The sequence below is a fragment of the Arcicella sp. GW458-12-2-14-TSB2 genome (assembly GCF_059423785.1).
The window spans coordinates 1-14315 of the sequence record NZ_JBWKYN010000156.1; the positions used below are offsets into that span (position 1 = coordinate 1).

15 protein-coding genes are annotated in these 14315 nt (G+C 35.1%); 11 read left to right on the forward strand and 4 right to left on the reverse strand.

Annotated features, from left to right (window positions below; translation table 11 throughout):
• The first annotated feature begins 236 nt into the window (after positions 1-236).
• The 3 genes from AC07XN_RS18725 to AC07XN_RS18735 are packed head-to-tail and all read left to right on the forward strand — an operon-like array spanning position 237 to position 2388.
• Positions 237-1004 carry a hypothetical protein gene (locus AC07XN_RS18725; protein ID WP_494744145.1) on the forward strand — a complete coding sequence of 256 codons (768 nt, stop codon included), beginning with the start codon at positions 237-239 and terminating at the stop codon, positions 1002-1004.
• Between the two features lie 23 nt (positions 1005-1027).
• Positions 1028-1642, forward strand: coding sequence for a hypothetical protein (locus tag AC07XN_RS18730; protein WP_494744146.1), 615 nt, complete (start codon positions 1028-1030; stop codon positions 1640-1642).
• A 35-nt stretch (positions 1643-1677) separates the two neighbouring features.
• Positions 1678-2388, forward strand: a complete 711-nt coding sequence (locus AC07XN_RS18735) for a DoxX family protein (protein ID WP_494744147.1) — start codon at positions 1678-1680, stop codon at positions 2386-2388.
• Between the two features lie 226 nt (positions 2389-2614).
• Here AC07XN_RS18735 and purB read toward each other — a convergent pair whose 3' ends face one another.
• Positions 2615-3961, reverse strand: a complete 1347-nt coding sequence (gene purB, locus AC07XN_RS18740) for an adenylosuccinate lyase (protein WP_309921614.1) — start codon at positions 3959-3961, stop codon at positions 2615-2617.
• Between the two features lie 255 nt (positions 3962-4216).
• Between purB and AC07XN_RS18745 the strand changes: the two genes are divergently transcribed.
• From AC07XN_RS18745 to AC07XN_RS18760, 4 genes are all read left to right on the forward strand, one after another.
• Positions 4217-5257: a sensor histidine kinase gene (locus AC07XN_RS18745; protein WP_494744148.1), complete on the forward strand. Its 1041-nt coding sequence runs from the start codon at positions 4217-4219 to the stop codon at positions 5255-5257.
• A gap of 29 nt (positions 5258-5286) precedes the next feature.
• Positions 5287-5703 carry a hypothetical protein gene (locus tag AC07XN_RS18750; protein ID WP_494744149.1) on the forward strand — a complete coding sequence of 139 codons (417 nt, stop codon included), beginning with the start codon at positions 5287-5289 and terminating at the stop codon, positions 5701-5703.
• Between the two features lie 88 nt (positions 5704-5791).
• Entirely contained in the window at positions 5792-6307 is a 516-nt protein-coding gene (locus AC07XN_RS18755; RefSeq protein WP_494744150.1) for a hypothetical protein, read from the forward strand.
• A gap of 51 nt (positions 6308-6358) precedes the next feature.
• Entirely contained in the window at positions 6359-6778 is a 420-nt protein-coding gene (locus tag AC07XN_RS18760) for a hypothetical protein (RefSeq protein ID WP_494744151.1), read from the forward strand.
• Between the two features lie 144 nt (positions 6779-6922).
• Here AC07XN_RS18760 and prfA read toward each other — a convergent pair whose 3' ends face one another.
• A complete protein-coding gene (gene prfA / locus AC07XN_RS18765) occupies positions 6923-7999 on the reverse strand; it encodes a peptide chain release factor 1 (RefSeq protein ID WP_309921600.1) in 1077 nt (358 codons plus the stop codon).
• 228 nt (positions 8000-8227) lie between these two features.
• Between prfA and AC07XN_RS18770 the strand changes: the two genes are divergently transcribed.
• Together AC07XN_RS18770 and AC07XN_RS18775 are read left to right on the forward strand one after the other, a co-directional pair.
• The gene (locus tag AC07XN_RS18770; RefSeq protein WP_494744152.1) at positions 8228-8494 is read left to right on the forward strand and encodes a hypothetical protein; all 267 of its coding nucleotides are present in this window, start codon (positions 8228-8230) and stop codon (positions 8492-8494) included.
• A 161-nt stretch (positions 8495-8655) separates the two neighbouring features.
• Positions 8656-9231 carry a hypothetical protein gene (locus tag AC07XN_RS18775; RefSeq protein WP_494744153.1) on the forward strand — a complete coding sequence of 192 codons (576 nt, stop codon included), beginning with the start codon at positions 8656-8658 and terminating at the stop codon, positions 9229-9231.
• 119 nt (positions 9232-9350) lie between these two features.
• Here the strand turns inward: AC07XN_RS18775 and AC07XN_RS18780 are convergent, their stop codons facing one another.
• Complete coding sequence (locus AC07XN_RS18780; RefSeq protein ID WP_494744154.1) at positions 9351-9791, reverse strand: hypothetical protein; 441 nt, start codon at positions 9789-9791, stop codon at positions 9351-9353.
• A 291-nt stretch (positions 9792-10082) separates the two neighbouring features.
• Here AC07XN_RS18780 and AC07XN_RS18785 point away from each other — a divergent pair, with 291 nt between their 5' ends.
• Together AC07XN_RS18785 and cobA are read left to right on the forward strand one after the other, a co-directional pair.
• Positions 10083-12188, forward strand: a complete 2106-nt coding sequence (locus AC07XN_RS18785) for a ferredoxin-like domain-containing protein (protein ID WP_494744155.1) — start codon at positions 10083-10085, stop codon at positions 12186-12188.
• Between the two features lie 90 nt (positions 12189-12278).
• The gene (gene cobA / locus AC07XN_RS18790; RefSeq protein ID WP_494744156.1) at positions 12279-13070 is read left to right on the forward strand and encodes a uroporphyrinogen-III C-methyltransferase; all 792 of its coding nucleotides are present in this window, start codon (positions 12279-12281) and stop codon (positions 13068-13070) included.
• 67 nt (positions 13071-13137) lie between these two features.
• Here the strand turns inward: cobA and ruvB are convergent, their stop codons facing one another.
• Positions 13138-14163, reverse strand: coding sequence for a Holliday junction branch migration DNA helicase RuvB (gene ruvB / locus AC07XN_RS18795; RefSeq protein WP_309923761.1), 1026 nt, complete (start codon positions 14161-14163; stop codon positions 13138-13140).
• Positions 14164-14315: the final 152 nt, after the last annotated feature.

The following is a 14315-nucleotide window of genomic DNA, read 5'->3' on the forward strand; positions in this document are numbered from 1 at the left end:
CATTTGAAACAGGTGTTTTTGTTATGCTAGTTCTGAAAAAAACATTCCTTATTCAAAAAACATATAAAATTTACCGTACAATAAGTTTTCAAAAAAGAGTTTTATGATTATTTGGGAAATTGAATGAATTACTGCAAATTGATATTTTCATACTAGCTTAATTTAAAATAACTTTCCCCCTAAAAGTACTACTAATAGTTTCGTATAATAGCGAGTTAGTAGTTAAAACAAACAATATGCGAACACTACTAACACTCTTTTGTTTTATTATTTTAATTCAAGGATTTGGTCAATCTTCTCAAATTAATAAAATAGAGAGCGAGATTAAAAAAAGTTCTAACACTGAAAAGTTTGAAAAGCAAATTATTGATTTAAACAATGATGGGAAAAACGATATTATTTACTTATATGGATGTGGCGAACCAAACTGTATTACAGTATTCTTAAATATTGATGGACAATACAAAGAGCAACTGCATGAACAATGTAATTCTTATGTTTTATGGAATATTGACAATAAAAAAATGTTATATGTAAGTTTGACTCACTGTTGTGGAGAAAGCCCTTATTTATCAAATAGAGTATTTGAATTTAACGAAAGTGCTGCGGTTATTAAGGAAAATTATGTTTTGACCAATAGCTATTATACAGAAAACACATACCTTTTAGAGCCTTTTATTTATTTAGCAAATCCTTTTTTTGTAAAAGTAACCATAGACAATTACAATTTAAGGTTTTCACCAAGTATTGATAAACTAGAGGGAAAAGTAAAAGAAACATTTACCTATGCTTGCGAAGATGGCACTAATATTATTGCTAAAATCAAAATAGCATCAAAAATTAAAGTTCTATCTGAGATGATAGAAAAAGACAGAAAGTGGCTATTCGTTGAAGTAGAAAATAGCACGATTGCAGGAAAAGAAAACTGTAATCCGATAAGTTTTGAGTTCAAACATCAGAAATTACGAGGTTGGATAAGCGATAAATATGTCACGAGAGAATAACTATAATCGAAATATAGATTAAAATGTCAATAATAGAGTATTATTTAAGACGCTTAGGATTAGAGGAAAGTCCACAACAAGCAAAACTACTAAGAGAAATAGTATTATCTGGAAAGTCGGAGACTGAGGTAATTGATAATTTTAGAGATTTCATTATGGCTCAGTCTGAACTTCATACTGACACTATCACTATAATAAACAGCTCAATTCTGACTGGGTATGGTTCAGAATATCTTGGGCTTGGAGGAGATGATTATTGTTTGAAAATTAGTTTATATAAACAGTTTACAGAAAAATTTCCTGAAGCTTTTGGTCTAAAAATTCATTACGCTGACTGTTGTTTTATGGGTAATAGGCCAATAGAAGAATTTTATCCCATTCTTAAAGAAGGAATGCTTGCAGACAAAAAAAACGTTCATTCCCTTTCTGCTGATTTGGTCGATTTTATCAAGGATAGTAAATTTGGTTTAGAATTTAGCATGTTTCTTTTAGATAAATATTATCTGCCATGTGACCAAGATTCATTCAATGAGTACATTGATGACTTCAAAGAATTTTATACTAGTGAAGAACAGCAAAATTACCTAAATAGTCTTGTCTGGAAAGATGAAAGCACTTATTTATCAACATTAATGTAACAATATTCAATCCTAATCATAACTTTAAAATACCCATGAACATTTCTACTAAACTTGACAAACTACACTATCAAGTAAAGACAAACAAATGGCTTCGGTATTTTACTGTTTTTAATCGTATCGCTTTGGCTGCGGGATTTATTCCTTCTGGTTTTGTGAAGATTATGGGAGAAAGATTTACGTCATTATCTGTGAATCATCCAATGGGAAATTATTTGGAGGCTCTACACCATACAGGCTATTATTACACATTTATTGGTGTTGTACAGGTAACGGCGGCTATTTTATTACTAATCCCACGAACGGCAACCCTTGGAGCTGTACTTTATTTTCCCATCATCTTAAATATCACAATTCTATCATTCGCCGTGCGTTTTGATGGTTCTCTTTTTTCTGCTCCCTTAATGGTATTGGCTAATCTGTATTTGCTTTGCTGGGATTACGACAAATTAAAATATATCTTTCCCTTCAAACACACAACTACAATACCAAGCGACTTATCCAAAGAATATACTGTGAGCAATAAGTTTCCAATTGGCTTTTTTGCAGGTGTTTTTACTGATGTTGTGATACTAGGATCAATATTGTTTAATCTTTATGAGATAAGACCTTTCAATACCTTAGGCGATTGTCAGACACAATGCAAGGACAGTAGTAATCCTGAGGCGTGTGAAAAATTCTGTGATTGTATTCATACGCAAGGGCAACCGCTTGAAAAATGTTTAGAAGAATATAATAAGCGGTGAGCTTTGAGTTGTAAGCTTTGAGCTAAAATAAAATATCTGCCATTCTTAGTTTTATCCTCCTACTTATCTCATTAATCATTCATTATATATTCTCGGTGTTGTTTACCCCATTTTATCATTTCTAGAATGATTGGCCCAAACGATTTACAATAGTCTGTTGATTCATACTTAAAATGGCAGATTTGACAACTTTTAAAAGTTGTCAAATCTATTTATTTATGTCAGATTACTCTAATACACCCACATAATTGAATGGCGTAATTCTTCTTAATTCATATTTTACTTTATCACTGATTTCCAAGCTATCGATAAATTCAGAAATCGTTTTTTCTGTGATTTTATCGTTTTTACGGGTCAATGCTTTCAAGGCTTCGTAAGGCTGTGGATAGCTTTCTCTTCTTAAAATCGTTTGAATTGCTTCTGCCACAACTGCCCAATTGTCTTCCAAATCAGCATTGATAGCTTCTTGGTTCAATTCTAATTTATTCAAACCACGCAATAAAGCCGTCAAAGCAATTAATTGATGACCAATAGGTACGCCCAAGTTTCTTAATACTGTAGAGTCTGTTAAATCTCTTTGTAAACGAGAAACTGGCAGTTTTGCCGCTAAAAACTCATACAATGCATTAGCGATTCCCACATTTCCTTCTGAGTTTTCAAAATCAATCGGATTTACTTTATGTGGCATTGCTGACGAACCAACTTCACCTGCTTTGATTTTTTGTTTGAAATAGCCCATCGAAACATACGTCCAAACATCACGGTCTAAGTCTAAAACGATATTGTTCAATCGCTTTAAGTTATCCATTAATGCCGCAAGGTTATCGTAATGCTCTATTTGCGTCGTGTATTTGCTACGTACCAAACCCAATGAACTTACAAACGAATTACCAAATGCAATCCAATTGTTTTCTGGATAAGCCACGTTGTGTGCATTGAAATTACCTGTTGCTCCACCGAATTTTGCAGAATATGGAATGGTTTTCAATAAATCCATCTGGCGTTCCATTCTTTCTACAAACACCATAAACTCTTTGCCCAAACGTGTAGGGGAAGCAGGTTGTCCGTGTGTATGTGCTAACAATGGTACATTTTTCCACTCTTCGGCCAAGGCCTCAATCTTAGCAATTACCTCTTCTAATTTTGGCACCAATACTTCATTCATGGCTTCTAATAAAGACAATGGAATGGCAGTATTGTTAACATCCTGAGAGGTAAGTCCAAAGTGAATAAATTCAAGGTATTCGTTGATACCGAATTTATCTAGTTTATGTTTGATAAAATATTCAACCGCCTTGACATCATGGTTCGTTACTTTCTCAGTTTCCTTAATCCAAAGGGCATCCTCTTCAGAAAAATTAAGATAAATGTCGCGCAAGGCAGAAAATAAATCTTTATTGATTGATTCTAATTGAGGCAAAGGTATTTCGCAAAGTGCAATAAAGTATTCTATTTCAATACGAACACGATATTTGATCAATCCAAATTCAGAGAAAAAAGGAGCAAGGCTTTCTACTTGCTTGCGGTAACGCCCATCAATGGGAGAGATTGCGGTTAATTGATTGAGTTGCATTTTTAATGAGTGATTGAGTGATTGAGCCATTGAGCGACGATTCCAACTCAAAATTCAATCCCCTCAAAATGTTTAAGGAAAAGGCAAAGGTACAAAAGAATTATTGAGCTACGATTTAGGAAATCATTTTCGTATTCATTTTCATAAATTTAATACGAATTATCGCTAAAAAACACCAAACTTGCATATAGATTGATGCTTTTATTACTTTAATTGAGTACAAATTATATTTTTAAAAACGAATTCGGCTTTGTCATGCTTCTGAATCCCAAATTGTTAGCCACTTTATTGGCTATCGTTATTGCAGCATTTATTACTTCTTTCCTTTCTTTTCTGCCCGAATCGAATGGGAATGTGCTGTTTGTCAGTTTTGTTGCTTCGTTGATTGTAGCAGGAATTCTTATTTACTTCGTGTTAGATTATTTGGTTTTTCAAGAAATCAATAAGATGTATGATTCTATCAATCGATTAAAAATCAAAGATTTTGGTGTCTCTAGAAAGAAGTTATATAAAAACAATAACCCTTTGAAGAAACTGAATGACGAGTTGTTTGTATATGTATCCAAAAAAGAACAGGAAGTAACCGAACTTAAGCGTCTGGAAAAATATCGTCGTGAATTTTTGGCGAATGTTTCACATGAATTAAAAACGCCCATTTTTGCTGCACAAGGCTTTGTACACACGTTGTTGGATGGTGCGATGGACGATGAAAATGTTCGTGAACGCTTTTTGATAAAGGCTGCTAAAAGTTTAGACGGACTGGATATTTTGGTAAAAGATTTACTGACGCTCTCGCAAATGGAAACAGGCGATATTAAAATGCACAGAGAGCGGGTAGACATCAAACAAATAACCAAAGAAGTATTTGAACAATTAGAAGGCAAGGCGAAAGCGAAAAACGCTACCTTACAAATTAAATCACCACAGCCATTGGTTTGGGTAAAAGCGGACTCTCAACGTATTGGGCAAGTAATAACAAATTTAGTAGAAAATGGCATTAAATACGGCAATGAAAACGGGACAGTTATTGTAAATTTTGAAGAAGATAAAAAAGACTGGAAAATATCCATTAAAGACAATGGACCGGGTATTGCCCCAGAACATTTAAACAGAATTTTTGAGCGGTTTTATAGAGTAGACAAAGCCCGCAGTCGTTCGGATGGCTCTTCAGGCTTAGGATTAGCCATTGTAAAGCACATTTTGAATGCCCACAGAACCAAAATTTCAGTAGCTTCAAAGCCCGAGAAGGGCACAACCTTTTCGTTTAAATTAGAGAAATCGGAGGTTGTGGCTTAAATTTTAACAATCTAAATTCTACATATTACATGAAACGACGAACATTTCTTAGCCTTTTGGGTATATCGCCCACTATTTTATTAAACTCATGCAATAACGGGCTAGATTCACCTAAAGCAGCCACCATATTTACGGGTATTGTAGTTGATGAAAATGAAAAGCCTTTAGAGGGAATAGGCTTTCAGTTTGCAGGAGATACTGGGGGATTTAACCCTGATGTAACTTTTGACCTAAATACCAAGACAGATGTAAAAGGATATTACTACTTCGAGAAATTTATTCCTAAAGGCACACGTTTTATTACGTTTAAACCAACTGGAATCATGGAGTATGATAGTGGGAATTACGATTATCTGTGTCTAGTAAACGGAGTTTATCAGTCAAACATACCCTTCAAAACTGAAACAAAAAATGAACTAAACTTTAAATTTGTTAAAAGAAAATAGCACCATATTATGAAAACTTTAAGATCTATAAGGATATATCAAACACCTATTTAGCCTACTATTGTAAACTTCTAACCCTATAAATATCATGAAAAGACGTTTGATTTGTTTGTCATTATTATGTTTACTAAGCCAGTTTTTGATAAGCTGCTATGATAAATGTAACAATCAAGATTTGCTTCCTTTATATGGTTCTTTATCATTGTTTTATCAAAAAGGAGATGGCCAACCATATTTCCCTGTTAATACTGCTAACCCTATATTACCAGAGGTGTTAACTGGATTAGTTGTAACAGATGAAAACAAAAAACAATATTCTGTTTCATATCCTCAAGTTAATGGAAGCTATAGAATTCGTATTGATAATTTCTTACAATTTGAGGACTATAAGGCATTAAAAGACGGTCTAATTTTAAGTAAAGTATTCTATCTAAAATTTAACGATAATAACGGACCAGATACTTTACAAACACGTATTACCTTTAAAAATGATGAATGTAATCATCCATTTATCCAAGACTTCACAGCCTTAAATCATAACAATTTAATTACTCCGATTAATAAAGATTGGTACAATGATATTGTATTGGTTGTCAAAAAATAGTTTAAAGTATCATTATATTTTAATTTTAACAACCTACATTCTACAAATAATATGAAAAGACGAACATTCCTTGGTGCTTTGGGCATATTGCCACCTATGCTTTTTTCTTGTGGAAAAGATGAATTTCCAGACCGTCTAACTATCATTACTGGAAAAGTAATTGATGAAAACGATATGCCCGTCGTAGGCTTGAAATTTCAATTTAGTGGATATTACTTAAAAGGTCTTTCTCCTATTCCCACCTTTGATGCTACTGGAGAAACCAATAAAGATGGAATTTATACTATTTCATACATGGTTAACTATGGACAAACTGAATTTCTACCAGAAAGTAATACAAACTATGATTTAATGACTAAATATATGATTTACGTCTGGAAAAATAATCAATATGAGAAAGTAGGGAACCCTGTAGGCCCAATAATTTATGGTGAAACAAATACTTTTAATTTTCAACTTAGAAAAATGTAATTAAAAAACAACTAAGCCCCAAACTCACTTTTAAAAGTGGATTTAGGGCTTAGTCATAGAAAAATATTAAATTGCTGTTTATCAATTTTTTCAACCTCACAACCTCACAACCTCACAACCTCACAACCTCACAACCTCACAACCTCACAACGCTCCCGCACCCTCTTTCAATTTCTCTGCGTTTTCAGCAATTCTTAATTGTTCGATAAAATCACCAATTTCACCATCCATTACTACTGGTAAGTTATATACCGTATAGCCAATACGGTGGTCGGTTACTCTTCCTTGTGGATAATTGTAAGTGCGGATTTTATCAGAACGGTCACCAGAACCAACCATCGAACGACGGTCACCAGCAATAGATTCTTGTTGTTTGGCTAATTCAATATCATAAAGTCTTGAACGTAAAACGGTCATAGCCTTTTCAAAGTTTTTAATCTGCGAACGCTCATCCTGACACTGTACTACTAAACCCGACGGAAGGTGAGTAACCCTCACGGCTGAATACGTTGTGTTTACAGACTGTCCACCCGCACCCGAAGAACAGAATGTATCTTTACGAATATCATTCATATTAATCTGTACATCTACTTCATCTACCTCTGGCAAAACAGCCACAGTAGCTGCCGAAGTGTGGATACGTCCTTGAGATTCTGTAGCAGGCACACGTTGTACACGGTGAACACCCGATTCAAATTTCATTTTCCCGTACACGTCTTCCCCTTGAATATTGGCAATGATTTCTTTATAACCACCAGACGACGCTTGGGTATAGTCCATCAATTGAAATTGCCATCCTTGGTTAGCACAGAAACGTTGGTACATTCTGAAAAGGTCTCCTGCAAAAATCCCTGCTTCGTCTCCACCCGTTCCAGCACGAATCTCCATAATGATGTTTTTAGAATCGTTCGGATCTTTAGGAATCAACATTTCCTTGATGATTTTCTCGTACTCTTCTTTCTGAGGCAACAATTCTTCTAATTCCATTTTAGCTAACGCACGAAATTCTTCGTCTTTTTCTGTAGCTATTACGTCTTTTGCTCCTTCAATATTCGAGAGGATATTTTTGTACTCATTATATTTTAAAACTATCTTTTCAAGGTCTTTATATTCCTTACTGATGGTTTTATATTTCTTCATATCCGATACTACTTCGGGTTGCGTCATTTGCTGAGCAACCTCTTCAAATCTTTCACGGATGGCCTCTAATTGTTCTAACATATTTTTTCTTATTTCGGAAAGTTCAACAGCTTGATATTAGCAATTATAACCGAATAATGCGGCTAACTAAAAATCAGGGTGCAAAGATACAAAATTCTTTATATTGAATGGGGGTAAATGTTTATCTGATTGTCTTTTGCTTAGATACCCAAGTAAATAGCGCTACACTTATATTAAACCTTTTTCGTTATTAAGTCTCTAAGTACTATATTTTAAACTCCAAACGTCATGAAAAAGCTAAAAATTCATAAAACATTTCAATTGCTTTTTTTGTCATTAGCAATTATTTTGTTGGTAGCGTCTTGTGGGCCATCTTATGTTCGAGTTGATAGTCGCCGCCCTTATCCATATAGGTATGGGTATACATATCCAAATTATCCTAGATATCGCTATGTAGTTCCTCCGCCAAGGAGAGTAATAATAGTACCAAGAAATATTCCGCAAAGACCATATCATGGTAATGGACGATACAATGGTAGAAGAGGAAGATACTAAAATTATCCAGATAAATAAAAGGAAGTCGTGATACTTATCACGACTTTTTTCATGTTTCAGCCTTATCTTTACACAAATTTAGCAGATTACTTCCCAAAGACAACATGAAACAGCAACATCCATATTTTACTTTTTTTACAAGAACCTTTTGCTTGTTTATTATGACTAATCTCTTTTTAATCAGTTGTGATTTTAAGCGAATCGATACCACTGCAGCTGTTAAAGAATTGCATGAACGAGAAGTAAAACGCATTACGCCCGGACAGTTTACCGCACAAGTAGACGAATGGGGGAGTGTTATTGTAAAAAAACTCAATGCTGATTTAGCAAAAAACCTACAAGATGCTACCTTGAAAGACTCTCTAGCCAAAGCATATCGCGTAGAAATCACTTCTGGGAGCCCCTTGAAATTAAAGAATCCTGCTTGGGATAAAAAAATCAATGAAACACTGGATGCTTATCAATATAATGTTGAACATAACATTGCGCAAGTTGATAATATCCAAAAATCTGAAGACGAATCGTTTTTTTATTATACTTCACCTATTAAAGGGAATCAGTCTTTAACAAAACTTAGCAAAAAGCAATTAGTTGATATTAGCAAACAAGCTAAATTGGATAGTTTGGAGTTGAAAAAAGAAGGAGATTTTCTAGGACTATGGGTTATTAAATTTTCAAAGAAAGAGGTAGTAAGACTAGCCGACCCAAAACATTTGAAAGTGTTGAGTGAAAAATAGCAAAGCCTGATTAACTAAAAGGGGTAGCCAAATAGATTTGGCTACCCCTTTTAGTTAAATTATTATTTTGGTATGTCCTTTAAGCTGTCTAATCACACATTGCCCTTTCCTGATTGTAATTATCTACGACGACGTTTCTTTGCTTTTATTTTTCTAGTGCTTTTTGTAACCTTCACAGCCTTTGCTCTAGTCTTTTCTTCCAACTCCATAATTACCGAAGCAGCATTTTCTTTGCTTGTTTCATAAGCATCATTTAATACTTTATTTGAAGCCTGTAGTTTGGTATAATCTTCTAACAAATGATTATACTTTAAAACAATCGGTTCTATCACCTCTTTAAAGTCTGTTTGGCATTTCACCAACTCTTCGTCTTTCTTTTTACTTTGACTTTTCAACGTAAAATTCAAACTACTTAATTCGGCATTCTCTTCATGGAGTTTAGAAAGTTGAATTCCTTGACGACGATTTTGGTCTTGTAACTCAACAAGTTTCTTTGACTCAGTACAAGCAAAAAGGCTAATCGTTAGAAAAGCCATCATAATAAATAAACTTTTTTTCATTTTTATATTTAGGGTTAATTTGTGTCTAATAGACCTACAAATATAGTATAATTCTGATTAGTATTTTATTGTCAAATTAATACCTATTCCAACAAATAACTATTTGTTTATTTTTAGAAAGCCAATAATTATGAATACTTTAACTACGAAAACAAACATTTTTTTATAAAAAAACCTTGATTGCCGAACTTTCTTGATTAATTTTGCCTTAAATCTATATAATTAATAGAGTAATAGAAGTGCTTTTGACTACTCTTTTAGAGAAGAAAAAGGCAAAAACGACCAGATATCATGCAAAGTTTCAGAACTGAACTCGAAAATCCGCTTGTAGAGAAAGATATTATTGACTTGGCTCGCAAAATAGAATTATTCCGTGAAGGGAAAATTCACGAGGAAAAATTCCGTAGTCTTCGTTTGGCAAGAGGGGTATATGGCCAACGCCAACAAGGTGTACAGATGGTTCGTATCAAGCTGCCTTATGGAAAAATGACTTTCAAACAGTGGAAACGTATTGCTGATATTTCAGATGAATATTCTACAGGGAATCTTCATTTAACTACTCGTCAGGATATACAAATTCACTTTGTTTCTTTAGATAGAACACCTGAATTATGGTCGAAACTAGAAGAAGATGATATCACGCTTCGTGAGGCTTGTGGAAATACTGTTAGAAACGTAACGGCTTCGCCTTCTGCGGGTATTGACCCTAAAGAACCTTTTGATGTTAGTCCTTATGCAGATGCTACTTTCCGTTATTTCTTGAGAAATCCGATTTGTCAGGAAATGGGCAGAAAGTTTAAAATAGCTTTTTCAAACACCGACGAAGATACTGCCTTAACATATATGCACGACATGGGTTTTATTCCTAAAATCCAAGACGGGCAACGTGGTTTTAAAGTAGTATTAGGTGGAGGATTGGGTGCACAACCAATGTTGGCTAAGACATCGTTTGACTTTTTGGCTGCCGACCAAATCATTCCTTTCTTAGAAGCAACATTAAGAGTATTTGACCGTCACGGTGAAAGAAACTCTCGTCATAAAGCTCGTATTAAATTCTTGATTCAAAAAATTGGTTTTGAAAAACTAACAGAATTGATTCAAACAGAATGGATAGCTTTAAAAAGCAAATCGGTTGAAGTGGATGTAGAAGCAGGCAAGTGGAGCGTAGCAGATGATGAAATGCCTTCTAAAACAGCTTCGGAAGTAACTATTACGAATCAAGAGGCTTACGATTTATGGAAAGCAACCAATACTTTTGAACAAAAGCAAGCTGGTTTCTATGGCGTATATGTAAGAATACTGAACGGAAATATTCACTCGACTACTTCACGTTCTTTAATCGAACAATTAGACGGATACATTGCTGATGATGTAAGAGTAACTATCAACCAAGGTTTGATGTTGAAATTCGTTCCTGAGGCTAATCTACCTTATGTCTATTCAGTATTAGAAGCACATGGTTTTGCAGCGGCAGGTGCTAATTCAATGGCTAACATTACAGCTTGCCCTGGAACAGATACTTGTAATTTAGCGATTTCAGATAGTACAAACATTACTTCTAAATTAGAAGCTGTTATTACAGAAGACTTCCCTGAATTGATTCATAATAGCGATATTAAAATAAAGATTTCTGGCTGTATGAACTCATGCGGACAGCATGGTATGGCTAATATTGGCTTCCACGGTTCGTCTCTGAAAGCGGCTGACAAACGTGTTTTACCTGCCCTTCAAGTATTATTAGGCGGTGGAACAGTAGGTGATGGCGTTGGGCGTGTGGCTGATAAAGTAATTAAAGTGCCTTCAAAACGTGGTCCACAAGTATTAAGAGTAGTATTGAATAATTATGAAGAAAACGCACTAGAAGGCGAATACTTCAATGATTATTATGACCGTCAGGGTGAAAAATACTTCTATAACTTGTTGAAACCTGTTGCTGATTTAACTACGCTGAAAGAAGATGATTTTATCGACTGGGGTGCATCTGAACAATTCCAAACAGAAATTGGTGTTGGTGAATGTGCCAGTGTAATTATAGATTTAGTAGCAACGTTGTTGTTGGAGTCGGTTGAGAAAATGGAGTGGACAAGAAATGCTTACGAAGAAAATCGTTTGGCAGATTCAATCTACCATGCTTATAGCGTATTTGTAAGTGCAGCTAAAGCTTTGTTGTTAGACAAATCAGTAAGTGCATCTACACAAAGTGGTGTAATTGACAAATTTGACGAACATTTTGTAGCAACAGGTGAGATTTCTTTAAGTGGTCAAACATTTAAAGAATTGGTTTTACAAATCAATCAAAATGAACCTTCGCAAGAATTTGCTACCAAATATGTAGAAGATGCTGAGGCGTTCTTGGCATTGGCAAAAGCTTATCGTGACCAATTGACTTTGGTATAATTTACCTTATTTGAAATCAATCATCAATGGTGAGTGGATAGGCGTTATTCTGAGCCCTATTTATTCACCATTGTATTTATATAGATAAAAATGACTGGTTTAGAACATTTCAATACTTTAGACCCCAAACCCAAACTAACAGTAGTGGGCGCAGGGCCGGGTGACCCAGATTTGATAACCGTTAAAGCAATCAAGGCTTTGAAGGATGCAGATGTGGTGTTGTATGATGCTTTAATTGCTAATGAATTATTAGACTATTGTAAGCCCGAAGCAGAAAAAATATACGTGGGGAAACGTCCGGGGGAAAGCCATTCCCAAGATGCCATTAACTTTTTGATTGTTGAAAAGGCCTATATGTATGGCCATGTTATACGTTTGAAAGGCGGTGACCCTTTTATTTTTGGGCGTGGCATGGAAGAGATAGAATATGCTAAAGGTTTTGGTTTAGAAACAGCATACGTTCCGGGAATTTCATCGTCGGTAGCGGCGGCGGGTTATGCCAATATTCCTTTAACGACCAGAGGTGTAAGCGAAAGTTTTTGGGTAGTTACAGGGACTAAAAGTGATGGTTCATTATCAAATGATTTGCTGATGGCATTACAAACCAGTGCTACAATTGTGGTACTGATGGGTATGAATAAGTTGAGTATGATGGCTGAAATTTGTAAGACTATGGGAAAGGGAAACCTTCCAGTTGCCATCGTACAAAACGGCACTAGCAGTCAGCAAAAAGTTGGCATTGGCGTAGCAAAAGACCTAAAAGAAATTGCTGAAAGTAATCAATTGTCGAATCCAGCCGTCATTATTTTGGGCGAAGTTGTAAAATATGCCAGCTTGACGGAATTATCAGCCTTATCAAAAGATACTAACAGTAATCTGTAATTATATCATCATAAAAAACGCTCAACATGCCAAAAGCATATTGAGCGTTTTTTTATGTGTAATAGTTTTAAAACAACTCGCCAGTACGATATTTAGGTACAATGCCCAAATGTACATAGGCTCTTTCTGTGGCTTCTCGTCCTCGAGAAGTACGTTTTAAAAATCCTTCTTGAATCAAAAACGGTTCATATACTTCTTCGATGGTTTCTGCTTCTTCTCCACAAGCCGTAGCAATGGTAGATAAACCAACAGGCCCACCTTTGAACTTTTCCACAATCGTTGTTAAAATACGAATATCCATTTCGTCTAAGCCATTTTGATCAACATCCAACGCTAGCAATGCCATTTCTGCTATTTCTATCGTGATGATACCTTTCCCTTTTACTTGGGCAAAATCACGTGTTCTGCGCAATAGGTTATTGGCAATACGAGGCGTTCCTCGGCTACGACGAGCAATCTCAAAAGCTCCTGCATCATCAATCGGCGTATTTAAAATCTGAGCTGAACGTTTAACGATACTTGTTAGTAATTTCGCATCATAATACTCTAAGCGACAGTTAATACCAAACCTAGCTCTTAGGGGCGAAGTAAGCATCCCTGCACGAGTAGTAGCACCAATTAACGTAAAAGGATTAAGCGAAATTTGCACACTTCTGGCATTTGGGCCAGAGTCTAACAGAATGTCAATCTTATAATCCTCCATGGCTGAATATAAGTATTCTTCCACGATAGGGTTAAGCCTGTGGATTTCATCAATAAACAATACATCAAAGGGCTGTAAGTTGGTTAACAAACCTGCTAAATCAGAAGGTTTGTCTAATACAGGCCCAGAAGTAATTTTGATATTGGCTTTCAGCTCATTCGCTACGATGTTAGATAGAGTAGTTTTCCCTAACCCCGGAGGGCCGTGCAAAAGAACATGGTCGAGGGCTTCTTCTCGTAACCGAGCAGCCGTTACAAATACCTGTAGATTTTCGAGTACTTTATCCTGTCCGGCAAAGTCATCAAAAGAAAGCGGTCTTAGTGCTCTTTCGATTTCCTTTTCCACCGACGAAAGTGTTTCTTTATTACCTTTTAAATAATCTTCTCTCATATGTTGATGGAAGCTAATTGAAAAACATTTGCCATAATCTTATATTTTTCAATTAATTCCCTTTGATTGATTCATTCCGAATGTTCAAAAATACGCCATTTTCTAATCTGATAAAAACATTCTGAAAAGGCTTTAGCTTTTAACCTTTTTTG